This window comes from Streptomyces sp. NPDC052773, from assembly GCF_044547145.1.
Taxonomy (GTDB): domain Bacteria; phylum Actinomycetota; class Actinomycetes; order Streptomycetales; family Streptomycetaceae; genus Streptomyces.
In genome coordinates this window covers 221063-245312 of record NZ_JBITZX010000009.1, presented here as the reverse complement: position 1 = coordinate 245312, position 24250 = coordinate 221063, and the positions used below count along the sequence as shown (strand labels likewise).

Annotated in this window: 22 protein-coding genes; 15 read left to right on the top strand and 7 right to left on the bottom strand. The window is 72.6% G+C overall.

What is annotated here, in order from left to right:
- The first annotated feature begins 76 nt into the window (after positions 1-76).
- Positions 77-1279 (top strand): ABC transporter substrate-binding protein, encoded by a 1203-nt coding sequence (locus ACIG0D_RS21695; protein ID WP_399803174.1) that lies wholly within the window; start codon positions 77-79, stop codon positions 1277-1279.
- A 249-nt stretch (positions 1280-1528) separates the two neighbouring features.
- Here ACIG0D_RS21695 and ACIG0D_RS21690 read toward each other — a convergent pair whose 3' ends face one another.
- The gene (locus ACIG0D_RS21690; RefSeq protein WP_399803171.1) at positions 1529-2731 is read right to left on the bottom strand and encodes a PucR family transcriptional regulator; all 1203 of its coding nucleotides are present in this window, start codon (positions 2729-2731) and stop codon (positions 1529-1531) included.
- Positions 2732-2873: 142 nt separating this feature from the next.
- Here ACIG0D_RS21690 and ACIG0D_RS21685 point away from each other — a divergent pair, with 142 nt between their 5' ends.
- Positions 2874-3800, top strand: coding sequence for a proline dehydrogenase family protein (locus ACIG0D_RS21685; protein ID WP_399803168.1), 927 nt, complete (start codon positions 2874-2876; stop codon positions 3798-3800).
- A gap of 38 nt (positions 3801-3838) precedes the next feature.
- Complete coding sequence (pruA, locus tag ACIG0D_RS21680) at positions 3839-5470, top strand: L-glutamate gamma-semialdehyde dehydrogenase (protein WP_399803166.1); 1632 nt, start codon at positions 3839-3841, stop codon at positions 5468-5470.
- A 30-nt stretch (positions 5471-5500) separates the two neighbouring features.
- Here pruA and ACIG0D_RS21675 read toward each other — a convergent pair whose 3' ends face one another.
- A complete protein-coding gene (locus ACIG0D_RS21675; RefSeq protein WP_399803162.1) occupies positions 5501-6064 on the bottom strand; it encodes a GNAT family N-acetyltransferase in 564 nt (187 codons plus the stop codon).
- Positions 6065-6150: 86 nt separating this feature from the next.
- Between ACIG0D_RS21675 and ACIG0D_RS21670 the strand changes: the two genes are divergently transcribed.
- Together ACIG0D_RS21670 and ACIG0D_RS21665 are read left to right on the top strand one after the other, a co-directional pair.
- Positions 6151-6687, top strand: coding sequence for a GNAT family N-acetyltransferase (locus ACIG0D_RS21670; RefSeq protein WP_399803159.1), 537 nt, complete (start codon positions 6151-6153; stop codon positions 6685-6687).
- 220 nt (positions 6688-6907) lie between these two features.
- Entirely contained in the window at positions 6908-7039 is a 132-nt protein-coding gene (locus tag ACIG0D_RS21665) for a hypothetical protein (RefSeq protein WP_399803156.1), read from the top strand.
- Positions 7040-7058: 19 nt separating this feature from the next.
- Here the strand turns inward: ACIG0D_RS21665 and ACIG0D_RS21660 are convergent, their stop codons facing one another.
- Positions 7059-8603, bottom strand: a complete 1545-nt coding sequence (locus ACIG0D_RS21660; protein ID WP_399803153.1) for a purple acid phosphatase family protein — start codon at positions 8601-8603, stop codon at positions 7059-7061.
- 132 nt (positions 8604-8735) lie between these two features.
- Between ACIG0D_RS21660 and ACIG0D_RS21655 the strand changes: the two genes are divergently transcribed.
- Positions 8736-9779: a 3-isopropylmalate dehydrogenase gene (locus ACIG0D_RS21655; protein WP_399803151.1), complete on the top strand. Its 1044-nt coding sequence runs from the start codon at positions 8736-8738 to the stop codon at positions 9777-9779.
- A gap of 263 nt (positions 9780-10042) precedes the next feature.
- Positions 10043-11131 carry a branched-chain amino acid aminotransferase gene (locus ACIG0D_RS21650; protein ID WP_399803149.1) on the top strand — a complete coding sequence of 363 codons (1089 nt, stop codon included), beginning with the start codon at positions 10043-10045 and terminating at the stop codon, positions 11129-11131.
- On the opposite strand, the gene ACIG0D_RS21645 is transcribed toward ACIG0D_RS21650, so the two are convergent.
- Entirely contained in the window at positions 11128-12585 is a 1458-nt protein-coding gene (locus tag ACIG0D_RS21645; protein ID WP_399803146.1) for a cytosine permease, read from the bottom strand. The genes ACIG0D_RS21650 and ACIG0D_RS21645 overlap by 4 nt on opposite strands.
- Positions 12586-12732: 147 nt before the next feature.
- Between ACIG0D_RS21645 and ureA the strand changes: the two genes are divergently transcribed.
- The 6 genes from ureA to cimA all read left to right on the top strand — a co-directional run bounded on the left by ureA (position 12733) and on the right by cimA (position 18904).
- Positions 12733-13428: an urease subunit gamma gene (gene ureA / locus ACIG0D_RS21640; RefSeq protein WP_399803143.1), complete on the top strand. Its 696-nt coding sequence runs from the start codon at positions 12733-12735 to the stop codon at positions 13426-13428.
- A complete protein-coding gene (locus ACIG0D_RS21635; RefSeq protein WP_399803140.1) occupies positions 13425-15137 on the top strand; it encodes an urease subunit alpha in 1713 nt (570 codons plus the stop codon). Before ureA ends, ACIG0D_RS21635 begins: the two co-directional genes overlap by 4 nt.
- A gap of 34 nt (positions 15138-15171) precedes the next feature.
- The gene (locus ACIG0D_RS21630; RefSeq protein WP_399803137.1) at positions 15172-16194 is read left to right on the top strand and encodes an agmatine/peptidylarginine deiminase; all 1023 of its coding nucleotides are present in this window, start codon (positions 15172-15174) and stop codon (positions 16192-16194) included.
- Between the two features lie 39 nt (positions 16195-16233).
- Positions 16234-16368, top strand: a complete 135-nt coding sequence (locus ACIG0D_RS21625; RefSeq protein ID WP_399803134.1) for a hypothetical protein — start codon at positions 16234-16236, stop codon at positions 16366-16368.
- Complete coding sequence (locus ACIG0D_RS21620; protein WP_399803131.1) at positions 16365-16967, top strand: TetR/AcrR family transcriptional regulator; 603 nt, start codon at positions 16365-16367, stop codon at positions 16965-16967. Before ACIG0D_RS21625 ends, ACIG0D_RS21620 begins: the two co-directional genes overlap by 4 nt.
- 332 nt (positions 16968-17299) lie before the next feature.
- Entirely contained in the window at positions 17300-18904 is a 1605-nt protein-coding gene (gene cimA, locus ACIG0D_RS21615) for a citramalate synthase (RefSeq protein ID WP_399803128.1), read from the top strand.
- A gap of 7 nt (positions 18905-18911) precedes the next feature.
- Here cimA and ACIG0D_RS21610 read toward each other — a convergent pair whose 3' ends face one another.
- A complete protein-coding gene (locus ACIG0D_RS21610) occupies positions 18912-20795 on the bottom strand; it encodes a ricin-type beta-trefoil lectin domain protein (RefSeq protein WP_399803125.1) in 1884 nt (627 codons plus the stop codon).
- Between the two features lie 161 nt (positions 20796-20956).
- Here ACIG0D_RS21610 and ACIG0D_RS21605 point away from each other — a divergent pair, with 161 nt between their 5' ends.
- Positions 20957-22315 carry a hypothetical protein gene (locus tag ACIG0D_RS21605; RefSeq protein ID WP_399803123.1) on the top strand — a complete coding sequence of 453 codons (1359 nt, stop codon included), beginning with the start codon at positions 20957-20959 and terminating at the stop codon, positions 22313-22315.
- Positions 22316-22588: 273 nt separating this feature from the next.
- Here ACIG0D_RS21605 and ACIG0D_RS21600 read toward each other — a convergent pair whose 3' ends face one another.
- Both ACIG0D_RS21600 and ACIG0D_RS21595 read right to left on the bottom strand, forming a co-directional pair.
- A complete protein-coding gene (locus tag ACIG0D_RS21600) occupies positions 22589-23089 on the bottom strand; it encodes an N-acetyltransferase (protein WP_399803120.1) in 501 nt (166 codons plus the stop codon).
- A gap of 42 nt (positions 23090-23131) precedes the next feature.
- Positions 23132-23377: a hypothetical protein gene (locus ACIG0D_RS21595; RefSeq protein WP_399803117.1), complete on the bottom strand. Its 246-nt coding sequence runs from the start codon at positions 23375-23377 to the stop codon at positions 23132-23134.
- Between the two features lie 206 nt (positions 23378-23583).
- Between ACIG0D_RS21595 and ACIG0D_RS21590 the strand changes: the two genes are divergently transcribed.
- A complete protein-coding gene (locus ACIG0D_RS21590) occupies positions 23584-24183 on the top strand; it encodes a YdeI family protein (RefSeq protein ID WP_399803114.1) in 600 nt (199 codons plus the stop codon).
- Positions 24184-24250 lie beyond the last annotated feature (67 nt).

The following is a 24250-nucleotide window of genomic DNA, read 5'->3' as shown; positions in this document are numbered from 1 at the left end:
GTGCCTCTCGTGCCCCGCGCGGCCGGTCGATCGTTCCCACGGCGAGCGAGTCGACGATCCCGAGAGGCGGACCGACATGACGGGACTGTGCATCGGCGTGGTGGTGCCGCGCACCGGGCGGCTGGCGCCGCTGGGCGAGCCGCTGTCGTTCGTGCTGGAGCGGCTGGCGCCGCGGCTGAACCGGCTGCGCGCGCGGGGCCGCGACCACGCGGTGCGGATCGCCGTCCGCGACAGCCGCTCCGAGGCGGCGACGGCCCGCGGCGCCGTGCGTGAACTCGCCGAGCGGGAACGGGCGAACATCGTGCTCACCATGGCCGGCACCCAGGTCCTGCCCGCCGTCACCGACGCCTGCGAGGAGCTGGGCGTGCCCTGCGTGTCGACGACCTTCCCCTGGCAGGCGTACGGATGCGCGCGCGGCGGCGATCCGCGGCGCGCCTTCCGGTGGACGTACCACTTCGCCTGGGGTCTGGACGACATCGCGGGCGTCTTCGCCGACCTGTGGGAGCGGCTGCCCGGCGCCGAGGGGACGGAGCGGACCGTCGGCTGCCTGTGGAACGACGACCTCCAGGGACGGCTGCTGCGCGACCGCGAGTTCGGCTTCGTCCCCGCCGCCCGCGCCCGCGGGCACCGGCTGATCGACCCCGGCCCGTACCGGGAGCCGGCCGAGGACCTGGCCGCGTGGGTCACCCGGCTGCGCGAGGCCGGCGCCGCCATCGTCACCAGCGCCGCCACCGCGGCCGACCTCGCCCTCTACCACCGGCAGGCCCGCGAGGCGGGCGTCCGGCCCCGGCTGATCACCTGCTCGCGCTGGCTGACCTACCCGCACACCGCCACCGCCGCCGACCGGCGCGTCCACGACGAACTGGCCGGCGCGCGCGTCGCCACACTCGTCTACTGGTCACCCGGCCACCCGCACCGCTCCAGCCTCGACGGCACGACCTGCGCCGAACTGGCCGACGCCTACCAGGAGTCGACCGGCCGCCCCTGGCTCCAGCCCCTCGGCCTGGCCCACGCCCTCGTCGAGACCGCCCACCACGCCCTCTCCACAGCCCCCGACCCCACCGACCGCTCCGCCGTCGCCGACACCCTGTCCCGAACCCGCCTCACCACCATCGTCGGCCCCCTCGACTGGACCACGGGCCCCACCCCGAACATCGCCCTGCTCCCCCTGGCAGGCGGCCAGTGGCACTCCGGCCCACAGGGGCCGCACCTCGCGGTCGTGACCAACACGCGCACGCCGGACGTGCCGGTCACGGCGGATCTGGTGCCGACCGCCTGAACACCGGCGATCCCCTGGTCGCCGGTCACCGGTCGCCGGTCGCCGGACGGCGGCGATGCGTGCGGCGCTCGTAACGCCGGCCCGCCGGGGTGCCTGGCGTACGGCGGTACGCCCGGCGGCCTGGTGACGGCGATCTGTTCGGCTGCCGGGCCGCGGTGATCCGGGCGGCGCCGGACCATGGCGATCTGCCCGGCCGCCCGATCACGGCGGTCACCCGGACCGCCCGACCACACCCACCCCCCGGGGCCCCTACAACCGCGCCGCCTTCAACGCCATGTGCAGCAGCAGACGGTCCTCCCCGTCGTCCAGGTCCAGTCCCGTCAGCTGCTCCACCCGGGACAGCCGGTAGTAGAGGGTCTGGCGGTGGATGCCCAGTTCGGCGGCGGTGCGGCCGGCCTGGCCCGCGCAGTCGAGGTAGGTCTCGGCGGTGCGGGCCAGTTCCTGGTGGGTGGGGGAGAGGAGGGGGGCGACCACCGGGTCGTGGACGGCCTCCGGGGGCAGCGCGGTGAGCAGGCGGTACGGGCCGACGCGCGCCCACTCGGCGACCGGGCCGAGCCGGGGTTCGGCCAGGGCGGCGCGGGCGGCGGCCGAGGCCTCCTGCCAGGAGGTGCCCAGCTCGGCCAGCCCGGCGCGCGGCTCGCTCACCCCGGCCGCGCGGGCGCCCTCCCGCAGCAGCCGGGACGCCGTGGTCAGCGCGGGCGCGGTGACGTCCGTCGAGCGCAGCCGGACCAGCGCCGCGAGGCTCTGCCCGGTGGTGCCCCAGGGCACCGTGCACAGCGCGGTCGTGTGCGGCACGGCCCGCGCCGACGGCGCGTCGTCCGGGTCCGGCGACGGCCAGGGCGCGACGCACACCACCGCGTGCGGGCCCTCGCCGCGCGGGCCCAGCGCGGTGCGCAGCGCGGCCACTGCCATGTCCCGCTGCCAGCCCCGCTCGGCGGTCAGCACCGCCCGCAGCTCCCGGGTCAGGTCGGCGCCGTGCTGCGCCTCGTCGGCGAGCAGCGCCCCGATCCGCCCGGTCACCTCCATGGCGGCGGCCAGCTGCCGCTCGGTCGGACCGGGCTCGTCCTCCAGCAGCCAGACGTAGCCGAGGACGACACCCCGATGGCGTACCGGCAGGCAGATGCGCCCCCGGTACACCCCGGCCTCCGGGCTCGCGGGGATGCGGACCGGGCCGGTCGCCCTGGTGATGCCGAAGCCCTCGAACCAGGCGCGGACCGCCGCCGTGGAGCGCCGGGTGAGGATCGAGCGGGTGCGCACCGGGTCCAGCGCGGAGGCGTCCAGCTCGCCCTCGCTGTCGTAGGCCCCGAAGGCGATCAGCTCGAAGTCGCGGTTCTCCAGCGTCGCCGGGGCGCCCAGAAGCTCCGAGATCTCGTCGACCAGCTCCTGGTAGTCACCCTTGTAATCCGACGTCACCCGGGCATTCTGCCGCATAACCGCGACGCCTTCATACATCTGTCTGAGATCTTCGGCAGGGATGCGTGACAGCTGTCGATGGCCGACGATCGGAGGGATCCTTAGGTTTCACGGTGGTTCTCCGTGCCGTACCCGAATCGTCGGGTAATGGCCGATGGTTGGTTGTATGTGGAGGTGCCCCGTGCTGGGTCCCGTGATTCTCGCCGCGTCGCGCAGCGACCGGATGCGACGCCTGATCTCGGCGGCCCCGGTGACCAAGCAGGTCGTAGACCGCTTCATCCCCGGGGAGACGGTCGACGACATCGTCCCGATCATCGAGGACCTCACGGCCAAGGGCCTGGAGCTGACGATGGACGTCGTCGGCGAGGACATCACCACCCCCGAGCAGGCCGCCGCGGCCCGCGACGCCTACCTGGAGCTGATCGAGCGGATCAAGCCGCTGGAGCTGGGCGAGCGGGTCGAGATGTCCGTCAAGCTGTCGATGTTCGGGCAGGCGCTGGAGAACGGCCACGAGCTGGCCCTCGCCAACGTCCGCCCGGTCGTCGAGGCCGCCGCCGCCATCGGCACGACCGTCACGCTCGACGCCGAGGACCACACCACCCTCGACTCGATGTTCGCCATCCACGAGGAGCTGCGGAAGGACTTCCCGCAGACCGGCTGTGTCATCCAGGCCTACCTCTTCCGCACCGAGGCCGACGCCCGCCGCCTCGCCGCGAACGGCAGCCGGGTGCGGCTCGTGAAGGGCGCCTACAAGGAGCCCGCGTCCGTCGCCTACCAGGACAAGCACGAGATCGACAAGGCGTACGTCCGCATCCTCAGGACGCTGATGGAGGGCGAGGGCTACCCGATGATCGGGTCCCACGACCCGCGCCTGATCGCCATCGCCCAGGAGCTGGCCCACCAGGCCGGGCGCAAGCTCGACGAGTACGAGTTCCAGATGCTCTACGGCATCCGCGGCGAGGAGCACCTGCGGCTGGCCGCCGAGGGGCACCGGATGCGCGTCTACACCGCCTACGGCACCGACTGGTACGGCTACTTCATGCGCCGCCTCGCGGAGAAGCCCGCGAACCTGCGGTTCTTCCTCCGGTCGATGGTCAGCAAGGGCTGAGCCCACCACCCGCTCACGTACAAGGAGTTACGGATCTCATGGACGCTGTGACCCAGGTCCCCACCCCCGTCAACGAGCCGGTGCACGGCTACGCCCCCGGCTCGCCCGAGCGCGCCCGGCTGGAGGTCAAGCTCAAGGAGCTGGCCGAGAACCCGATCGACCTGCCCTGCACGATCAACGGCGTCAAGCGCATGGGCGGCGGCGAGGCCTTCCAGGTCGTGCAGCCGCACAACCACAAGGCCGTCCTCGGCACCTACCGCAACGCCACCAAGCAGGACGCCCAGGACGCCATCGACGCGGCCCTCGCCGCGGCCCCGGCCTGGCGCGCGATGTCCTTCGACGACCGCGCGGCGATCATCCTGCGCGCCGCCGAGCTGCTGGCCGGCCCGTGGCGCGAGACCATGGCCGCCTCCACCATGCTGGGCCAGTCCAAGACCGCCCAGCAGGCCGAGATCGACACCCCCTGCGAGCTGGTCGACTTCTGGCGCTTCAACGTCCACTACGCCCGCCAGATCCTGGCCGAGCAGCCCCCGGCGAACTCCCCGGGCGTGTGGAACCGGCTGGACCACCGCCCGCTGGAGGGCTTCGTCTACGCGATCACGCCGTTCAACTTCACGGCCATCGCGGGCAACCTGCCGACCGCCCCGGCCCTCATGGGCAACGTCGTCGTGTGGAAGCCGTCCCCGACGCAGACCCACGCCGCCGTGCTGCTGATGCAGCTGCTGGAGGAGGCCGGTCTGCCCAAGGGCGTGATCAACCTCGTCACCGGCGACGGCCTGGAGGTCTCCGAGGTCGCCCTGAACCACCGCGACCTCGCCGGCATCCACTTCACCGGCTCGACCAAGACCTTCCAGTACCTGTGGAAGACGGTGGGCCAGAACATCGAGAAGTACCGCGCCTACCCGCGCCTGGTCGGCGAGACCGGCGGCAAGGACTTCGTCGTCGCCCACCCGAGCGCCGACCGCGCCATCCTGAAGACCGCCCTGACCCGTGGTGCCTTCGAGTACCAGGGCCAGAAGTGCTCGGCGACCTCCCGCGCCTACATCCCGGCGTCCATCTGGAACGACGGCTTCAAGGAGGAGTTCGCCGCCGAGGTCGACTACCTCACCATGGGTGACGTCACCGACCTGTCGAACTTCATCGGCGCCGTCATCGACGAGCGCGCCTTCGCCAAGAACAAGGCCGCCATCGAACGCGCCAAGAACGACCCCACCTGCACGATCGTCGCGGGCGGCACCTACGACGACTCGGTGGGCTATTTCGTCCGCCCGACCGTCATCGAGTGCACCGACCCGGAGAACGAGGTCTTCACCACCGAGTACTTCGGCCCGATCCTCGCCGTGTACGTCTACGAGGACGACAAGTACGACGAGATGCTGACCCAGATGGAGTCCGTCTCCGACTACGCCCTCACCGGCTCGGTCATCGCGGGCGACCGTGCCGCGGCGGCGTACACCATGGAGAAGCTGCGCTACGCGGCCGGCAACTTCTACATCAACGACAAGTCGACCGGCGCCGTCGTCGGCCAGCAGCCCTTCGGCGGCGGCCGTGCCTCCGGCACCAACGACAAGGCCGGCGCCCCCCAGAACCTCCAGCGCTGGACCCTGACCCGCGCCATCAAGGAGACCCTGGTCCCGCCGACCGACTACACCTACCCGCACATGGGCTGACACCCCGCAGCGGGTGAACGGGCCGGGTCCTCACACGGACCCGGCCCGTTCGGCGTCCCCGCCGCCGGGAGCGCGCAGGCGGTACAGGACGCAGCGGCGCAGCGGCCCCTCGGGCACGGCCGGGTCGTCGAAGTCGTCCGCCGGGTCGTACGTCATGCCCAGGCGGCGCATCACGGCCCGCGAGCGCAGGTTGTCGTGCGCGGTGACGGCGAGGATCTCCGGCAGGCCCAGCTCGGCGAAGCCGAAGGCGAGGGCCGCGCGGGCGGCCTCCGTGGCGTAGCCGTGGCCCCAGGCCGAGCGGGCGAGCCGCCAGCCCGCCTCGACCCCGGTGAACGGCTGGCCCTCCTCGACCGGGTCGAGGCCGGTGAAGCCGACGAACTCGCCCGTGCCGCGTACCTCGACCGCCCAGAACCCCCAGCCGCGCGCGTCCAGGTCGGCCTGGAAGCGGGCGACGGCGGCGTCGGTCCGTTCCCGGCCGGGGACGCCGGGCAGATACCGGCGCACCTCCGGGTCGGTGTTGAGCGCGGCCCACGGGGCGAGGTCGGAGTCCCGCCAGGATCGCAGCAGCAGGCGTTCGGTGCGCAGTTGCGTCATCGGGGCACGGTAGGCGGCATGGATCGCGCCCGGCGACCGAAATAAACCGGCGGAAACCGCCTGACGCGCCTCGCGATACTGACGCCATGACCACCACGCGCACCGCCCACACCGCCGACCTCACCCCCGCCGAACTCACCGCCGTCCGCTCCCTGTTGCACGACGCCTTCGACGGGGACTTCGCGGACGAGGACTGGGACCACACCCTGGGCGGTATGCACGCCCTGGTGCACGACGAGCGGGGGCTCGCCGCGCAGGGGGCGGTCGTGATGCGGCGGGTGCGGTTCGAGGGGCGGTGGCTGCGCGTCGGGTACGTGGAGGGCGTCGCCGTACGGCGGGACGTACGGCGGCAGGGGCTCGGCGGGCGGGTGATGGCCGCCCTGGAAGGGATCGTCACCCGCGCCTACGACCTCGGCGCCCTCTCGGCGAGCGACGACGGTGCCCGGCTCTACACCGCCCGCGGCTGGTGGGCGTGGAGCGGGCGGATCAGCGCGCTCGGGCCCGACGGGATCGTCCGGCTGCCCGACGAGGAGGGCAGCACCTATGTGTGGCCCGTGCCCGCCGCGGCCTCGGACCCGCAGGCCGAGCTGGTCTTCGACTGGCGGGACGGAGATGTGCTCTGACCTGGGCCGTCTCAGATAGTAGGAAGTCCGAGTAATTGTGGAGACAGACGCTCCGTCCTCGCCTACTTTTGTAGGAGCCGAACGTCTCGCTCGACCCAGCGACTGGCGCTCGTGAGCCGGGCCCGTGCAGGCAACCCCTGCGGCACCGCAGCTCCGCGCCCATCCGGCGTCTCGTGAACCCCGTTGCCGAACTCCCGCCTGTCGAAGGAGTCGATTCCCCATGGCCGAGACGACCGTCCGCCGCCGAGTCCGCCGCGTCTCCCGCATCAGCGAGTCCGACCGCAAGAACGCCGCCGCGGCCCTCCAGCGCGCCCTCGACCGCCGGGACAACGGCGGCTCGACCGGCCACTGAGAGCCGCCCGGCCCGGCGGTCAGCCGCCCCTGCGCACCTCGAAGTGGTCGATCCGCTCCCCGTTCCCGGCGAGCGCCGACACCGTGAGCCGGGGGGCCGCCCCGCCCTCCGCCTCCACCGAGAGGAACGAGAAGCCCCGGTAGCGCACCCGCGACCACTCCACGGTCTCCGGCTTCGCCTTCCGCGACTTCGTCCACTGGAACGTCGGCACGGCCTCCCGGTCGGCGACCTTCCCCTCGTAGCTCTCCGGCACCCCCGCCGGAAAGCCGTACAGGTCCTTGCCGCCGCCGCCCGCGGTGACGTACACCGTGCCGTCGCGCGCCGGGTCGGTGGAGCCGCCGATCGGCACCGGCCTGCCCACCTCGCCGCCGCGGATCGCGTCGGTGCGCTCGTAGACGTGGTTGTGCCCGTTGATCACCAGGTCCACCTGGTGCTCGGCGAACAGCGGCACCCACTCGGCGCGCACCCCGCCGTCGGAGGCGTGCGAGGAGGTCGAGTAGGCGCAGTGGTGGAAGAAGACCACGATGAAGTCCACCCCCCGGTCGGCGCGCAGCTCGCGCAGCTTCTTGTCCAGCCAGGCCGTCTGCCGCCCCTCGCTGTAGCCGAGGTTGGCGGGGATCTCGTACGACACGTCGTTGGCGTCCAGCGCGACGACGCCGACGTTGCCGTAGGTGAACGCGTACACGCCCGGCGACCGGCGCGGGTCGAAGCCGCTGTCCGGCAGGGACCAGCGGGCCCACTGGCCGCCGTAGCCGTCGGGGGAGTACCAGGCCTCCATGTCGTGGTTGCCGGTCGTCACCATCCACGGCACCGACCGCGCCACCGGCTCGGTCTGCTTCAGATAGCGGTCCCAGTGGGGCGCGTCGTAGACGTCCGACCGCGAGCCCTTGCCGGTCGGGTTCGCGTAGCAGATGTCCCCGGCGTGCAGATGGAAGGCCGGGTTCTGGCGCAGCAGCAGCGCGTTGTTGGCGGCGGCGGCCTCGCCGACGCCCTGGTCGCCGAAGGCGGTGAACACGAACCGGTCCGCCTTCGCCGGCGCGGTGCGGAAGGTGCCGAGCGCGGCGCGGTGCTCCGGCGCGGCGGGGTCGTGGCCGTCGTGGCCGACGCCGTAGTGGTACGTCGTGCCGGGCAGCAGGCCGTCCAGGGAGGCGTGCACGTAGAACTGCTCGACCGCCGCGCGCACCCCCGGCAGCTCCGGTGTGCGCAGCGCCCGCACCTCCGCCTCGATCCGGCCGCCCAGATCGTCGGGGCGGGTCCCGATCCGCACATACGGCCGGCGCACCGCGGCGGGCACCTGCCAGGAGATCCGCATCCCGGTGCGCGGGTCGGGGCCGAAGGCGAGATGGCGGCCGAAGGGGACGACGGCGGAACCGGACGGCCGCGAGTCGGCGCCGGCCGCCGGCCGGTCCCGTCCGGAGCAGCCGGTCAGCAGGCCGCCCGCGACCGCCCCGGCCGTCACCAGGGTGCGGCGCCGGGTGAGGGTCGCGCGCAGGTACTCGTGCTGCTCGGCCATGGTCATCCGGGCGGCGAGCCGGGCCGGGACGCCGAAGTCGGGGATCTCCATGCCGGACAACCTTCCCCCCGTGCGCCAACACGCGCGCGTCATACGGGTGAACGGGGGATGGCAACGGGGACGGCATGTCCGTATCGCGGACAGCGCGTGTCATCCCATGGGACGAGGAGTAGGGTGCCCGACATGTCTCGCAGCATCGATCTCGCAGTGATCCCCGGTGACGGCATCGGCCAGGAAGTCGTGGCCGAAGGCCTGAAGGTCCTCTCCGCCGTCCTTCCGCAGGATGTGAAGCTGGAGACCAAGGAGTACGACTTCGGCGCCAAGCGCTACCACGCCACCGGTGAGACCCTCACCGACGCCGACCTCGACGCCCTGAAGCAGCACGACGCCATCCTGCTGGGCGCGATCGGCGACCCGAGCGTCCCCTCCGGCGTCCTGGAGCGCGGCTTCCTGCTCAAGCTCCGCTTCGCCTTCGACCACCACGTCAACCTGCGGCCGTCCAAGCTGCTGCCGGGCGTGGACACGCCGCTGAAGGGCGCGCCGAACATCGACTTCGTCGTGGTCCGCGAGGGCACCGAGGGCCCGTACACGGGCAACGGCGGCACCATCCGCAAGGGCACCGAGCACGAGGTCGCCACCGAGGTCTCCGTCAACACGGCCTTCGGTGTCGAGCGTGTGGTCCGCGACGCCTTCGCGCGTGCCCAGGCCCGCCCGCGCAAGAAGCTCGCGCTGATCCACAAGAACAACGTGCTGACCTTCGCGGGCCACCTGTGGACGAACATCTTCAACAAGGTGGCCGAGGAGTACCCCGACGTCACCACCGAGTACATGCACGTGGACGCGGCGACCATCTACCTGGTCACCCAGCCCGAGCGGTTCGACGTGATCGTCACCGACAACCTCTTCGGCGACATCATCACCGACCTCGCCGCGGCCGTCTCCGGCGGCATCGGCGTCGCCGCGAGCGGCAACATCAACCCGAGCGGCGAGTTCCCGTCCATGTTCGAGCCCGTGCACGGCTCGGCCCCGGACATCGCCGGCCAGGGCAAGGCCGACCCCACCGCCACCGTCCTGTCCGTCGCGCTCCTGCTGCGCCACCTCGGCTACGAGGCCGAGGCCGACCGCATCGACGCCGCGGTCGCCGCCGACCTCACCGAGCGCGCCGGCAAGCCCGCCCGCTCCACCTCCGAGATCGGCGACACGCTCGCCGTACGCGTAGCCGGCTGACCCGCCGCGCTGCTCCACGACAGAAGCCGTCGGGTCCCCCTCAGGGCGCCCGGCGGCTTCCCCGTGTCCCCCGCCGGGTGCCACCATCGACCCCTGGGCCGCCGCCACCCCGTTTCTTTCCGCCGAGCCCCGCGCGAGATAATCGAGCACGGAGCCGCGGGATGAGGGAAAGCTCGGACGTCCTACCACTGGCCGGAAACGACCGGTGCGGGCGATCGGCGGATCAGCGGCCCGTCACTACAACCGGTGAAGGACAACCACTCATGACGACGCCCACGATCGAGCTGAAGCCCTCGGCCCACCCCCTCTCCGACGCGGAGCGGGAGGCGATCCTCGCCAACCCGGGATTCGGCCGCCACTTCACCGACCACATGGTGACGATCAAGTGGACGGAAGGCCGCGGGTGGCACGACGGGCAGCTCGTGCCGTACGCGCCGATCCCCCTCGACCCGGCCACCACCGTCCTGCACTACGCGCAGGAGATCTTCGAGGGCCTGAAGGCCTACCGCCAGCCCGACGGCTCGGTCGCCACCTTCCGCCCGGACCAGAACGCGCTGCGCTTCCAGCGCTCCGCGCGCCGCCTCGCCATGCCGGAGCTGCCGGTCGAGACCTTCATCGAGGCCTGTGACGCGCTGGTCCAGCAGGACAAGGCGTGGGTGCCGGCGCACGGCGGCGAGGAGTCCCTCTACCTGCGCCCGTTCATGATCGCCACCGAGGTCGGGCTCGGCGTGAAGCCCGCCAACGAGTACCTGTTCCTCGTCATCGCCTCCCCGGCCGGCGCCTACTTCCCCGGCGGCGTGAAGCCCGTCTCCATCTGGGTCTCCGAGGACCGCGTGCGCGCTGTCCCCGGCGGCATGGGCGACGCCAAGACCGGCGGCAACTACGCGGCCTCCCTGCTCGCCCAGGCCGAGGCCGCCGCCAAGGGCTGCGACCAGGTCTGCTACCTCGACGCCGTCGAGCACAAGTGGATCGAGGAGCTGGGCGGCATGAACCTGTACTTCGTGTACGGCGACAAGATCGTCACCCCGACCCTCACCGGCTCCATCCTGGAGGGCGTCACCCGCGACAGCCTCCTCACCGTCGCCCGCGACCTCGGCTACCAGGCCGAGGAGGGCCGGGTCTCCGTCGACCAGTGGCAGCGCGACTCCGAGAACGGCACCCTCACCGAGGTCTTCGCCTGCGGCACGGCCGCGGTCATCACCCCGGTCGGCACGGTCAAGCGCGCCGGCGGGGAGTGGCAGCAGAGCGGGGGAGAGCCCGGCGAGGTCACGCTGCGACTTCGCCAGGCCCTCCTGGACATCCAGCGCGGCACGGCGGACGACAAGCACGGCTGGATGCACAAGCTGGGCTAGGCCTCAGCGGCTGTGGTGGTGGCCGTCGCGGACTCCGGTTCCGCGGCGGCCGTTTCCTTCTCCCGACCCGTACGACCCGTACGGCCGGTCAGCGCCAGGTACGCCGTACCGCCCACCGCACCCGACAGCAGGAAGCTGACGTCGATCCCGCCGGTGAAGGCCAGCAGCGGCCCTTCGTACGACGGCAGGGCCACCGCCAGCACGCCGACTACCGCGCCCAGCGCCCAGGAGACGGTCGCCGGGATGTTCCAGCCGGCCGTGAACCAGTACGCGCCGCCCCGCGCCCGGCGGTTGAACACCTGGAGCGCGTCCGCGTCGTAGACCCCGCGGCAGCGGGCGAAGCCGATGAGGGTGATGACGGCCCACGGCGTGCCGATCGCGGTGAGCAGCAGCACGAAGGACGTCATCGCGGTCTGCGCCTCGATGGCGAAGTGCCCGGCGAAGACGCAGGCCGTGGCGAGGACGGCGACCGTGCAGGTGGCGCGGGCCCGGGACAGCCGCGGCAGGATCGCGTCCAGGTCGAGGCCCATCGAGTAGAGCATCAGGCCCGCGTTTCCCACCGATCCGGCCGAGGCGGCGAGCAGCAGCGGCAGCAGGTACCAGGCGGGGGTGGCCTCGGCGAGCGGGCCCGCGTAGTCGAGGGCGGCGCGGGCGGCGTACGAGGTGAAGGTGCCGAAGAGCTGCGGCACCAGCAGGCCGAGGAGCAGGCCCACCCAGGTCGCGTGCAGCACCTTGCGCGAGGTGTGGCGGGCGGGGGAGATGTAGCGGGTGTAGTCGCCGAGCAGGGTGATGAAGGCGACCGGCCCTGACAGGCCCGCGGCCACCGCCGCCAGCACCCAGGTCTGCCAGAACCCGCCCAGCAGATAGCCGCCGGTCTCCGGGAGCGCGGCCGTGGTGAAGTCCGGGGCGTAGGCGATCACGCCGAGCACGAGCAGGACCGTCATGCCGATCGCGAGCAGGCGGGACATCGCCAGCAGCACCCGGTAGCCGTAGACGGCACCCGCGACGGTCGCCGCCGCCAGCAGGCCGTAGACCAGGACGTACGCCAGGTCGCCCGCGGGCAGGCCGAACAGCCGGCCCAGCACCCGCACCGTGACGTCGCCGCCGATCCACACCGTCAGCGCGGTGTAGCCGAGGGCGAGCAGCAGGCCGACGACCGAACCGACGAGCCGCCCGCGCACCCCGAACTGGGCGCCGGAGGAGGTGGACAGGTTGGTGGCGGTGCGCAGCGAGATCAGCGCCAGCGGGGCGGTGAAGGCGATGCCGACCAGGGTGCCCACCACGATCGAGCTGACCGACGCCCACCAGTCCAGTCCGAAGGACGGCGGCAGCCAGCCGAAGACGATCACTCCGAGGCAGAGGTTGGAGCCGAGCAGGATCGACACCAGGTCACGGGGCGTGCTGGTGCGTTCCTCCTCGGGGATGGTGTCGACTCCGTGCTGTTCCATCGGCATGGGCTGGTCTCCTTCGGCGCCGCCTGACAGTTTGGAACGGCGCTCAATGTGACGTGGCTCAAGGTGGCCCGTCAATGCTTCGATTGCGAGAATCTTGTGTTTAGAGTGATGCTCTAATCCTGGGGTAGGCAAGGAGGTGCCCGCGTCATGAGACTGACCCCCACGGAACGTGACCGGCTGCTGCTCTTCGGAGCCGCCGAGCTGGCCCGGGCCCGCCGGGCCCGCGGTCTGAGGCTCAACGTGCCGGAGGCCACGGCGCTCATCGCGGACACCGTCTGCGAGGCCGCCCGCGACGGGAAGCGGCTCGCCGAGGCCGTCGAGGCGGCCCGGTCCGTGCTCGGCCCCGACGACGTGCTGCCCGGCGTCGCCGACGTGGTCACGGAGGTCATGGTGGAGGCCGTCTTCGACGACGGATCCCGGCTCGCCGTCGTCTCCGATCCGCTCGGCGGGGGACTGGGCGAGCGGGCGCCGGGCGCGCTGCTGCCGGGGCCGGCCCACTCCGACCCGGAGCCCGTGGTGCGGCTGCGGGTCACCAACACCGCGAGCGTGCCGGTCTCCGTCACCTCGCACTTCCACTTCTTCGAGGCCAACCCGCGGCTCGACTTCGACCGCGCCGCGGCCTACGGCATGCGGCTCGCCGTCCCCGCCGGATCGTCCGTGCGCTTCGGGCCGGGCGAGAGCGAGGAGGTCGGGCTGGTGCCGATCGGCGGCGAGCGGATCGCGATCGGCTTCGCCGGACTGGTCGACGGGCCGCTGGACGCGCCGGGCGCGAAGGAAGAGGCCCTCCGCAGGGCCGCCGCCTGCGGATACCTGGGAGTTCCCAGCGAGGAGGGAAACCGATGAGCCGCCCCGGAGGGCACCCCGCCGAGGCCCGCCGCCTCACCCCGTACGAGTACGCCGCCACCCACGGCCCCCGCGCCGGCGACCGCGTCCGCCTCGGCGACTCCGGCCTGACGATCAAGGTCGAGTCGGACTCGCAGCGCTACGGCGACGAGTTCCTCGCCGGATTCGGCAAGACCGCCCGCGACGGACTGCACCTGAAGGCCGCCGCCGTCCGCGAGACCTGCGACGTCGTCATCAGCAACGTCGTCGTGATCGACGCCGTGCAGGGCATCCGCAAGGTGTCCATCGGCATCCGCGAGGGCCGGATCCGCTCGATCGGCCGGGCCGGGAACCCCCACACCCTCGACGGCGTCGACGTCGTGGTCGGCACCGGCACCTCGATCGTCTCCGGCGAGGGCCTGATCGCCACCGCCGGCGCCGTCGACACCCATGTCCACCTGCTGTCGCCGCGCATCATGGAGGCCTCCCTCGCCTCCGGCGTCACCACCATCATCGGCCAGGAGTTCGGGCCGGTGTGGGGCGTCGGCGTCAACTCGCCCTGGGCCCTCAAGCACGCGTTCAACGCGTTCGACGCCTGGCCCGTCAACATCGGCTTCCTCGGCCGCGGTTCGTCCTCCCACGAGGCCCCGCTGATCGAGGCCCTCGCCGAGGGCGGTGCCTCCGGCTTCAAGGTGCACGAGGACATGGGCGCCCACACCCGCGCCCTGGACACCGCGCTGCGCGTCGCCGAGGAGCACGACGTCCAGGTCGCCCTGCACAGCGACGGCCTGAACGAGTGCCTGTCGGTCGAGGACACCCTGCGCGTCCTGGAGGGCCGTACGATCCACGCCTTCCACATCGAGGGCTGCGGCGGCGGACACGTGCCCAACGTGCTGAAGATGGCGGGCGTGCCGAACGTCATCGGCTCCTCCACCAACCCCACCCTGCCCTTCGGCCGGGACGCGGTCGCCGAGCACTACGGCATGATCGTCTCCGTCCACGACCTCAAGCCCGACCTGCCCGGCGACGCCGCCATGGCCCGCGACCGCATCCGCGCCGGGACCATGGGCGCCGAGGACGTGCTGCACGACCTGGGCGCGATCGGCATCACCTCGTCCGACGCGCAGGGCATGGGCCGCGCGGGCGAGACCGTCCGCCGCACCTTCGCCATGGCCGGGAAGATGAAGGCCGAACTCGGCGGCCCGGACACCGACCACGACAACGAGCGCGTCCTGCGCTACATGGCCAAGCTGACCATCAACCCGGCCATCGCGCACGGCCTCGCCCACGAGGTCGGCTCCATCGAGGTCGGCAAGCTCGCCGACATCGTGCTGTGGCGCCCCGAGTACTTCGGCGCCAAGCCGCAGCTCGTGCTCAAGGCGGGCTTCCCGGCGTACGGCGTGGTGGGCGACCCCAACGCGGCCACCGACACCTGCGAACCCCTCGTGCTGGGCCCGCAGTTCGGCGCGCACGGGGCCACCCCGGCCGACATCTCCGTCGCCTTCGTCGCGCAGGCCGCCCTCGACCAGGGCCGCGACACCATGCCCACCCGCCGCCGCCGGGTCGCCGTGCGCGGCACCCGCGGCATCGGACCGGCCGACCTGCGGCTGAACTCCCGTATCGGAGCGGTCGACGTCGACCAGCGCACGGGCCTCGTGACGCTGGACGGCGAACCGCTGCGCTCCGAACCGGCCGACTCCGTCTCCCTCAACCGCCTCTACTTCCTCTGACCCTGACTCTCACCCCGACTCCCTGGGACATTCCATGACCTTCCGCATGCCCCCCGAGTGGGCCCCGCACGAGCGCACCTGGATGGCCTGGCCCGGCCCCAACCCGACGTTCACCACGGACGAGGAGCTGGCCGAGGCCCGCGCCGCCTGGGCGTCCGTGGCCCGCGCGGTGCGCCGCTTCGAACCGGTGACGATGGTGCACGGCCCCGGCCAGGCCGAGTCCGCGCGGGAACTGCTCGGCCCGGACGTCGACCTGGTGGAGCGCGAGCTGGACGACGCGTGGATGCGCGACATCGGCCCGACCTTCGTGACCGACGAGGAGGGCCGGCTCGCCGCCGTGGACTGGGTGTTCAACGGCTGGGGCGGCCAGGACTGGGCCCGCTGGGAGCACGACTCCAAGATCGCCCGCCATGTCGCGGACCTCGCCGGGGTCCCGGTGCTGAGCAGCACCCTCGTCAACGAGGGCGGCGCCATCCACGTCGACGGCGAGGGCACGGTCCTGCTGACCGACACCGTCCAGCTCGGCTCCGGCCGCAACCCCGGCTGGACCCGCGAGCAGGTCGAGGCGGAGATCCACGCCAAGCTCGGCACCACCAAGGCGATCTGGCTCCCGCACGGCCTGGCCGGCGACTACGGCATGTACGGCACCCAGGGCCACGTCGACATCGTCGCCGCCTTCGCGCGGCCCGGCACCGTCCTCGTGCACAGCCAGCGCAACCCGGCCCACCCCGACCACGCCCGCTCCCAGCTGTACCTGGACATACTGCGCAACCAGACCGACGCCAAGGGCCGTCCCCTGGAGGTCGTGGAGATCCCCGCGCCGACCGTCCTGAAGGACGAGGAGGGCGACTGGGTCGACTACTCCTACATCAACCACTACCTCTGCAACGGCGGCGTCGTCCTGTGCGCCTTCGACGACCCGAACGACGAGATCGCGGCCGGCATCTTCCGCCGCCTGTTCCCCGACCGGACGGTGACCCTCGTCGACGCCCGGCAGATCTTCGCGGGCGGCGGCGGCATCCACTGCATCACCCAGCAGCAGCCGAAGACCCGGTGACGGTCCGCGCCGGGTAGCACAGTCGGGTAGAACATACGGGTGAACGTCCTGCTCCGCGCGGCGTGCGGCCGCCCCCTCACCGAGCCGGTACGGCTGCTGCCCGAGCCCTCCGAACGCCCCGAGCGCGACGGGCGGCCGCTGCCCGACGCCGTCCGGGTGGAGGCCGCCCCGTGAGCACCCGTCGCCGTACCCCCGCGCCGCCCCGCGAGGACGTTCTCGCCGCGGCCATGGAGATGATCGCCGAGCGCGGTCTGGAGAAGCTGACCATGGCCGCGCTCGGCCGTGAGGTCGGCATGAGCAGCGGCCACCTCCTCTACTACTTCCGCACCAAGGACGAGTTGCTGCTGCAGACCCTGGAGTGGAGCGAGGGCCGCCTCGGCGCCGAGCGCGGGCGGTTGCTCGCCCGCCCCGCACCGGCCCGCGCACGCCTCGACGCCTACGTCGACCTGTACGTCCCGGACGGCCACCGCGACCCGCACTGGACGCTGTGGCTGGAGGTCTGGAACCGCTCGCAGAACGCCGACGACGACGCCCGCGACCGGCAGGTCGCCATCGAGGGCGCCTGGCACCGCGACCTGGTCGCGCTGCTCGCCGAGGGCGTCTCGCGCGGCGAGTTCCGCCCCGTCGACCCCGACCGGTACGCCGCCCGGCTGCGGGCGCTGCTCGACGGCTTCGCCATCCACGTCGCCATCGGCCTGCGCGGCACCGACCGGCAGCAGATCCTCGGCCACGTACGGGAGTTCCTGGACCAGACCCTCCTCGCGGAGGCGTGAGACGGCGCGGTCCGACGGGTGCGACGAGTGATCGGGGGCTCGCATACTGAGACACGCCAGTCACGGAGGGTCGGTCTGTGCCAGACTGCCACCGTGCTCTCGTTCGCCATGATTATTGGCAGCAGGCGCGCCGGTCCGCAGTGACCGCCTCGTACGACCCGGTACGGGCGGACACCGTCGTCCTCGACCCGCGCGCAGACCTCTCGCACCCGCGAGAGGTTTTTCGTTTTCCTGGCCCACCCCCAGCCGGGAGGAGAGCGCGAGGGATCATAGAAGGACGGTGGAGCCGGTCATTCCGGTAGACCGAGATCCAACACAGGAGCCTTCAGACCATGACCGCATCCAGCGAGCTCGACGATTCGTTCCACGTCTTCGACACCACCCTGCGCGACGGCGCGCAGCGCGAGGGCATCAACCTCACGGTCGCGGACAAGCTCGCCATCGCACGGCACCTGGACGACTTCGGCGTGGGCTTCATCGAGGGGGGCTGGCCCGGCGCGAACCCGCGGGACACCGAGTTCTTCGCCCGCGCCCAGACGGAGATCGACTTCAAACACGCCCAGCTCGTCGCCTTCGGCTCCACCCGCCGGGCCGGCACCACCGCCGCCGAGGACCCGCAGGTCAGGGCGCTGCTGGAGTCCGGCGCCCCGGTGATCACCCTGGTCGCCAAGTCCCACGACCGCCACGTCGAGCTGGCCCTGCGCACCACGCTCGACGAGAACCTGGAGATGGTCCGCGACACCGTCGCCCACCTCAAGGCCCAGGGCCGCCGCGTCTTCGTCGACTGCGAGCACTTCTTCGACGGCTACCGCGCCAACCCCGAGTACGCCAAGTCCGTCGTCCGTACGGCGTCGGAGGCCGGCGCCGACGTGGTCGTCCTGTGCGACACCAACGGCGGCATGCTCCCGGCGCAGATCCACGCCGTCGTCGCCACCGTCCTCGCCGACACCGGCGCCCGGCTCGGCATCCACGCCCAGGACGACACCGGCTGCGCGGTCGCCAACACCCTCGCCGCCGTCGACGCGGGCGCCACCCACGTCCAGTGCACCGCCAACGGCTACGGCGAGCGCGTCGGCAACGCCAACCTGTTCCCGGTGGTGGCCGCGCTGGAGCTGAAGTACGGCAAGAAGGTGCTGCCCGAGGGCCGGCTGCGCGAGATGACGAGGATCTCGCACGCCATCGCCGAGGTCGTGAACCTCACCCCCTCCACCCACCAGCCGTACGTCGGCCTCTCCGCCTTCGCGCACAAGGCCGGCCTGCACGCCTCCGCCATCAAGGTCGACCCGGACCTCTACCAGCACATCGACCCCGAGCAGGTCGGCAACACCATGCGGATGCTGGTCTCCGACATGGCGGGCCGGGCCTCGGTGGAGCTGAAGGGCAAGGAGCTGGGCATCGACCTCGGCGGCGACCGCGAGCTGGTCGGCCGGGTCGTCGAGCGGGTCAAGGAGCGCGAGCTCCAGGGCTACACCTACGAGGCGGCCGACGCCTCCTTCGAACTCCTGCTGCGCACCGAGGTCCAGGGCAGGCCCCTGCGCTACTTCGAGGTCGAGTCCTGGCGGGCCATCGTCGAGGACCGCCCCGACGGCACCCACGCCAACGAGGCCACCGTCAAGCTGTGGGCCAAGGGCGAGCGGATCGTGGCCACCGCGGAGGGCAACGGCCCGGTCAACGCCCTCGACCGGGCCCTGCGCGTCGCCCTGGAGAAGATCTACCCCCAGCTCGCCAAGCTGGAGCTGGTCGACTACAAGGTCCGCATCCTGGAGGGCAAGCACGGCACGCAGTCCACGACCCGCGTCCTGATCTCCACCTCCGACGGAGCGGGCGAGTGGTCGACGGTCGGCGTCGCGGAGAACGTCATCGCCGCGTCCTGGCAGGCCCTGGAGGACGCCTACACCTACGGGCTGCTGCGGGCCGGGGTACAGCCGGCCGAGTAGACCGGCCTCACCGCAGCGTCCACTTCTGGTTGGCGGCGCCCGTGCAGCTCCAGATCTGCGCGCGGGCGCCGTTCGCCGTCGAGTGGTCCGTCACGTCGAGGCACTTGCCGGCCGCCGTGTTGACGACGTCACCCGTCGCCGCGTTGTACGACCACCGTTGCGCACCGGTCCCGTTGCACGTGTACAGCTGCACCTTCGCGCCGTCCGCCGTCGAACCCGCGGTCACGTCCAGGCACTTGCCGAGCGCCTGCACCGAGCCGTCGGAGCGGACGGTCCAGCGCTGGGCGGCGGTGCCGTTGCAGTCGTGGAGCTGCACGGGGGTGCCGTCGGCGCTCGAACCGCCCGCCACGTCGAGGCACTTGCCGGCGAGGCCGGTGAACGCCCCGGAGGGGTCGCCGCCGCCGGACGGCGTGCCGGACCAGGTGAAGGTCGCGGAGGTCCGGCCGGGCAGGGTGTAAGTGGCGTGCTGGGAGCCCCAGTTGACGGTCAGCGTGCGCGATGAGGTCGAGTCGTTGTAGGCGATGAGCGCCTTGGAGCCGTCCGGGTTGCGCCAGGCGACGTTCGGCACGGTGGCGGACGCGGTGGAGGCGATGCGGTGGGCGCCGGGGCGGACGAACTTCGTCAGGTGGCCCATCGTGTAGTACTCGATCGTGAAGTCGACCTGGCCGTGGCGGGCGTCCCCGTTGTGCACGGTGATCAGCCCGTCGCAGACCCCGCAGCCGCCGTTGTGCGGGCCCCGGTTCTGGTCCACCGCGAGGGACCACTTCGTCACCGACTTCGCCCAGTTCCGGGTGTAGTCGATGATGTTCATCATGTCCTCGCGCTGCTGGTGGGCGATCCAGGTGCCGCCGGAGTGCTCGGTGCCGAAGGCGTCCAGCTGCGGGTACCGGTCGTGCACCGCGGTCTGCTTGGTCACGTCGCCGCCGTAGCCGTGCCAGGCGATGCCGCCGAAGTTGGGGTGCGAGCGGATCGCCGGGTCGTCGACGGTCGGGGCGGCGTACGCGTCGTAGGTGTCCCAGTTCCAGTCGTGCGCGAGGACCTTCGTGGTCAGCCCGGCCGCGGCCAGCTTCGGCAGCAGCTCGTTCTTGGTGAAGTAGGCGAGGCCGGAGGCGTTCCAGCTCATCGACGGGTAGCCCGCGCAGCAGGTCGGCTCGTTCTGCGCGGTCACGTACGCCACCGGGATGCCCTGTTCGCGGTAGGCCTGCACGTACTTCACGAAGTAGTCGGCGTACGTGCCGTAGTACTCCGCCTTCAGCCAGCCCCCGTTGAGCTGCCCGCTGTCCTTCATCCAGGCGGGCGCGGTCCACGGCGAGGCCATCACCGTGAGCGCCGGGTTGAGCTGCCGGGCCTGGCGGGTCAGCGGCACCACGTCCTGGAGGTCGTGCGCGATGGAGAACTCGGACAGGTCGGGGTCGGTCTGCCCGGCGGGCAGGTCGTCGTAGGTGTATCCGTACCGCGCCAGGTCGGAGGCGCCCATCGGGTTGCGCAGGAACGACAGCCCGATGCCCTCCGTCGGGGAGAACAGCTTGCGCATGGTCGCGTCCCGCGTCGCCTGCGACAGCGCGCCGCTGCCGTGCATCAGCCAGGCCGCGGTGTCGGTGAAGGAGGCGCCGCCGCCGGTGAAGGTCTGGTAGCGGGTTTTCTCGTCGACGGTGATGTTCTCGCCGCTGCCGCCGGTCCCGGCCTGGAAGGCGAACGGAGTCTGGGCCTGGAGCCCGCGTACGACGTGGCGCCCGCCGGCGTCGTCGGTCGTGGTCAGCCAGACGTTCACCTGCTCGCCGGCCGCGTGCGCGGCGGGGGCGGCGGCGGTGAGGCCCGCGGTGGCGAGTCCGGTCGTGGAGAGCAGCGCGGCCAGCAGGAGCCGCAGGGTGCGGGTGGGGGATCTCCTCATGGGGTGTCGTCCTTCCGGAGGACAGCGGGTCGACAGGGTTAGCTCATGGTGTGAGCTAAGTCCTGAGTGAAGCAGAGGTGAGTCGGCAGGTCCATGCCAATGAAGCGGCCGCCTTCCGGGATCGATGTCAATATGTGCCTGATTCGGGTAGTTTCGAACATATGAAGGCCGCACTGTCGCGTACCTTCGTACGCCTGCTGATCGTGCCGGTCACCGCCGCACTGGCGGTGCTGTCGGCCGGTGCGCCGGGAGCGCACGCGGCCACCGATCTCTCCGTGGTCGCCCAGGCCCTGCGGGAGAGTCCCGTCTACGTCGATCCAGCCGCCGCCGACGTACTGTCCGAGGCGGACGCCGAAGCCCTCGCCGACAAGATCGAGGACGCGGACAAGCCCGTCTTCGTGGCCGTGCTGCCCGCTGACCAGCCGACGGAGAACCTGTTCCGCAACCTCCGCACCGAGACCGGCATCACCGGTCTGTACGGCGTCACCGTCGGCGACCGCTTCGACGCGCGCGCCGACAGCAGCGTGCTGAGCCGCCAGGGTGTGTCCAACCTGGTCGCGGCCGTGCAGGACGCGGGCGACCCCAAGGCCCAGCTGAACGACTTCGTCGACGGCGCCCTGCGCGGCGGCGTCGGCGGCTCGGCCCCCTCCTCCTGGGGGTCCGCCGACACCGGTGTCTCCACCACCGCGCTCGTCACCACCGGCGCGGTGCTCGCGGCGGGCGGCGCGGGCGCGTACGCCCTCGTCCGCCGCAACCGGCGGCGCCACGAGGAGGAGCAGCGGGCGGCGCTGGAGAAGCTGCGCGTGGTGGTCGACGAGGACATCACCGCGTTCGGCGAGGAACTCGACCGCCTCGACTTCAGGCCCGGGGACCCGGCGGCCGACGACGCGATGCGCGCCGACTACGCCCGCGGCCTGGACGCCTACGAAGTGGCCAAGACCCGGATGGCGGCGGCGCGAAAACCCGAGGACGTGCGCCCGGTCACGGAGACCCTGGAGGACGGCCGGTTCGCGCTCGCCCGGCTCGCCGCCCGGCGCGAGGGCCGGCCGCTGCCGGAACGCCGGCCGCCGTGCTTCTTCGACCCCCGCCACGGCCCGTCCGTCGCCGACGTCACCTGGACGCCGGAGGGCGGTGCCACCCGCGAGGTCCCGGTCTGCGCGGCCGACCAGACGCGGCTCGCCGAAGGGCTCGACCCCATGATCCGCGAGGTCGACACCGGTTACGGCCGCCGTCCCTACTGGGACGCGGGCCCGGCCTACGGCCCCTGGGCGGGCGGCTACTTCGGCGGCGGCCTGCTGCCCGGCCTGCTCGTCGGCACCATGCTCGGCAGCATGATGGCCACCCCGTCCTACGCGGCCGACTACGGCGCCGGCTACGGCGACTTCGGCGGCTACGAGGGCGGCGACGTCTCCGGCGCCGACTTCGACACCGGCGACTTCGGCGGCGGCTGGGGCGGCGGCGACTTCGGAGGCGGCGGGGGCGACTTCGGGGGAGGCGGGGACTTCGGGGGCGGGTTCTGAGCCTGGGCGGGCTCGGGCGGGTTCCGAGCCCGGGCGGGCTCGGGCTCGCCGGCCGGCCGGCGAGCCGGCGGCCCGGCTGTGCGTGTGCATGGCGTGAGGTCCGCCGGCCCGGCTGTGCGCGTCCGGCTGTGCGTGTACCGGGCTGTGCGGCTGCCGGGCTGTGCGGCTGTCGGGGTGCGAGGATCGCCGGTCGCCCCGCAGGGCCGCCGGTTCACCGCCCCGCGGCTCCGAGGGCCCGCCCACAGGTCGTCGGGGCCCCACCCACCGGTCCGCTCACGCGCGGTCCGGCAGGCGCAGCCACTCCTCCCAGGTCAGGTCCCGGCCGATGAAACGGGGCTGCCGGAACGGCCAGTCCTCGGCGATCCAGCGGGGCACGAACGCGTCCAGGGCCCGCTCCAGCGGCCCGCCGGCCTCCTCGTCCACCACCCACCAGGAGATCTCCGCGTCGGCACCCCGCTTCTCGGGCGGGTCGATGTAGACGCAGCCGCGCAGGGCGGCGCGGTCCGGGCTCTCCAGGGTGTAGTTGAAGGACTGGTGGGCCTCGATCTCGGCGGCGTGCCGCTCCAGATCGGCGAGGTTCGCCTCGTACGACATGGTGGCGGGCGGCCACCCCCAGGCGGGGCCGAAGATCGACCACAGCCGCTCCCGCGACCCCATCACGGCGGGGTAGTCGAGCGGTGCGTCGGCGCCGCTGATGGGGCGCAGCCGGTGGCCCGCGCCGCCGGGCACCTCGACGTGGACGGGATGGACGAAGTCGTGCGGCAGCCAGGTCATGGGGGCGAGCCAACCACGCCGGCATCGCACCGCGCACCGGGTTTACGCGCCGCCGCCCCTCCGCTCACCGGCCCAGCGCCCCGGGCCCCGGGCGTACCGCTCACCCGCCGCGTGCCACCACGGGGGCGGGGACGCCCCGCCCACCGCGGCCGTCCGCTGCGCGGGGTGCAGCCCGAGCCGCCGCAGCGCCGACGCTGCCACGGCCACGGTGATCCAGCCCCGCCAGTGCCCGTCGGCTCCGGGCGCGCACATCAGATCCAGGCGGACGTCGCTGGGCGGGAACGGCATCCAGTCGATGCCGCGCTCGCGCAGTCAAGCGTGGACGGCTGCCAGGGGGTGGCGGTGGCCGTGGTCTTTCTCGTACGTGCCGAGGACGACCCAGGCGGTGTCGTCGTCGTCCGGGCGGGAGTCAGCGGTCATGCCCCCATGATGGGGCCGCGACCGCCCCGCCATCCAGGCCGATTGCCGTCCTGTATCCCGCCTACGGTGGTCCCATGACCCCTCAGGAGTCCACACCCGCGTCGCTCCCCTTCGAGACCGTCGCCGACCTCGACGCCTGGCTCTCCCGCCATCCCGCCCCGCATCCGGGGCTGTGGGTGAAGGTCGCGAAGAAGGGCTCGGGGCTGCCCTCTGTCACGGCCGCCGAGGTGAACGACGCGGCGCTCTGCCACGGCTGGATCACCGGGCAGCGCAAGGCCCTCGACGCCACCCACTACCTCCAGCGGATCACTCCGCGCCGCCCCGGCAGCCTCTGGTCCATGGTCAACGTGCGGCGGGTGGCGGAGCTGACCGCCGCCGGGCGGATGCGCCCCGCCGGGCTCGCGGAGGTCGAGGCCGCGCGGGCGGACGGGCGGTGGGCGGCGGCGTACGAGTCGCAGCGCCACGCGGCCGTCCCGGACGACCTCGCGGCGGCGCTGGAGCGCGACCCCCTGGCGAAGGCGGCCTTCGAAGGGCTCGGCCGGACGGACCGGTATCTGGTGGTCCTGGACCTGCTGCGCGCCCGTACGCCGGAGCGGCGGGCGGCCCGGCTGGCGGCGGCTGTCGGGAAGCTGCGGCGGGGGCCGGGCCGGGAGCGCGGGCCGGGGGAGTCGTAGGACGGCCGTCGGACGGCTGCGCGACGGCGAACGCCCGCCCTCCCCGGGGGGAGCGGCGGGCGGGCGC

Bases quoted from the DNA above. Each gene is read 5' to 3' on its own strand.
- ACIG0D_RS21695 (WP_399803174.1), top strand. From the start codon at position 77: ATGACGGGACTGTGCATCGGCGTGGTGGTGCCGCGCACCGGGCGGCTG.
- ACIG0D_RS21690 (WP_399803171.1), bottom strand. From the start codon at position 2,731: ATGTATGAAGGCGTCGCGGTTATGCGGCAGAATGCCCGGGTGACGTCG.
- pruA (WP_399803166.1), top strand. From the start codon at position 3,839: ATGGACGCTGTGACCCAGGTCCCCACCCCCGTCAACGAGCCGGTGCAC.
- ACIG0D_RS21675 (WP_399803162.1), bottom strand. From the start codon at position 6,064: ATGACGCAACTGCGCACCGAACGCCTGCTGCTGCGATCCTGGCGGGAC.
- ACIG0D_RS21670 (WP_399803159.1), top strand. From the start codon at position 6,151: ATGACCACCACGCGCACCGCCCACACCGCCGACCTCACCCCCGCCGAA.
- ACIG0D_RS21665 (WP_399803156.1), top strand. From the start codon at position 6,908: ATGGCCGAGACGACCGTCCGCCGCCGAGTCCGCCGCGTCTCCCGCATC.
- ACIG0D_RS21660 (WP_399803153.1), bottom strand. From the start codon at position 8,603: ATGGAGATCCCCGACTTCGGCGTCCCGGCCCGGCTCGCCGCCCGGATG.
- ACIG0D_RS21655 (WP_399803151.1), top strand. From the start codon at position 8,736: ATGTCTCGCAGCATCGATCTCGCAGTGATCCCCGGTGACGGCATCGGC.
- ACIG0D_RS21650 (WP_399803149.1), top strand. From the start codon at position 10,043: ATGACGACGCCCACGATCGAGCTGAAGCCCTCGGCCCACCCCCTCTCC.
- ACIG0D_RS21645 (WP_399803146.1), bottom strand. From the start codon at position 12,585: ATGCCGATGGAACAGCACGGAGTCGACACCATCCCCGAGGAGGAACGC.
- ureA (WP_399803143.1), top strand. From the start codon at position 12,733: ATGAGACTGACCCCCACGGAACGTGACCGGCTGCTGCTCTTCGGAGCC.
- ACIG0D_RS21635 (WP_399803140.1), top strand. From the start codon at position 13,425: ATGAGCCGCCCCGGAGGGCACCCCGCCGAGGCCCGCCGCCTCACCCCG.
- ACIG0D_RS21630 (WP_399803137.1), top strand. From the start codon at position 15,172: ATGACCTTCCGCATGCCCCCCGAGTGGGCCCCGCACGAGCGCACCTGG.
- cimA (WP_399803128.1), top strand. From the start codon at position 17,300: ATGACCGCATCCAGCGAGCTCGACGATTCGTTCCACGTCTTCGACACC.
- ACIG0D_RS21610 (WP_399803125.1), bottom strand. From the start codon at position 20,795: ATGAGGAGATCCCCCACCCGCACCCTGCGGCTCCTGCTGGCCGCGCTG.
- ACIG0D_RS21605 (WP_399803123.1), top strand. From the start codon at position 20,957: ATGAAGGCCGCACTGTCGCGTACCTTCGTACGCCTGCTGATCGTGCCG.
- ACIG0D_RS21600 (WP_399803120.1), bottom strand. From the start codon at position 23,089: ATGACCTGGCTGCCGCACGACTTCGTCCATCCCGTCCACGTCGAGGTG.
- ACIG0D_RS21595 (WP_399803117.1), bottom strand. From the start codon at position 23,377: ATGCCGTTCCCGCCCAGCGACGTCCGCCTGGATCTGATGTGCGCGCCC.
- ACIG0D_RS21590 (WP_399803114.1), top strand. From the start codon at position 23,584: ATGACCCCTCAGGAGTCCACACCCGCGTCGCTCCCCTTCGAGACCGTC.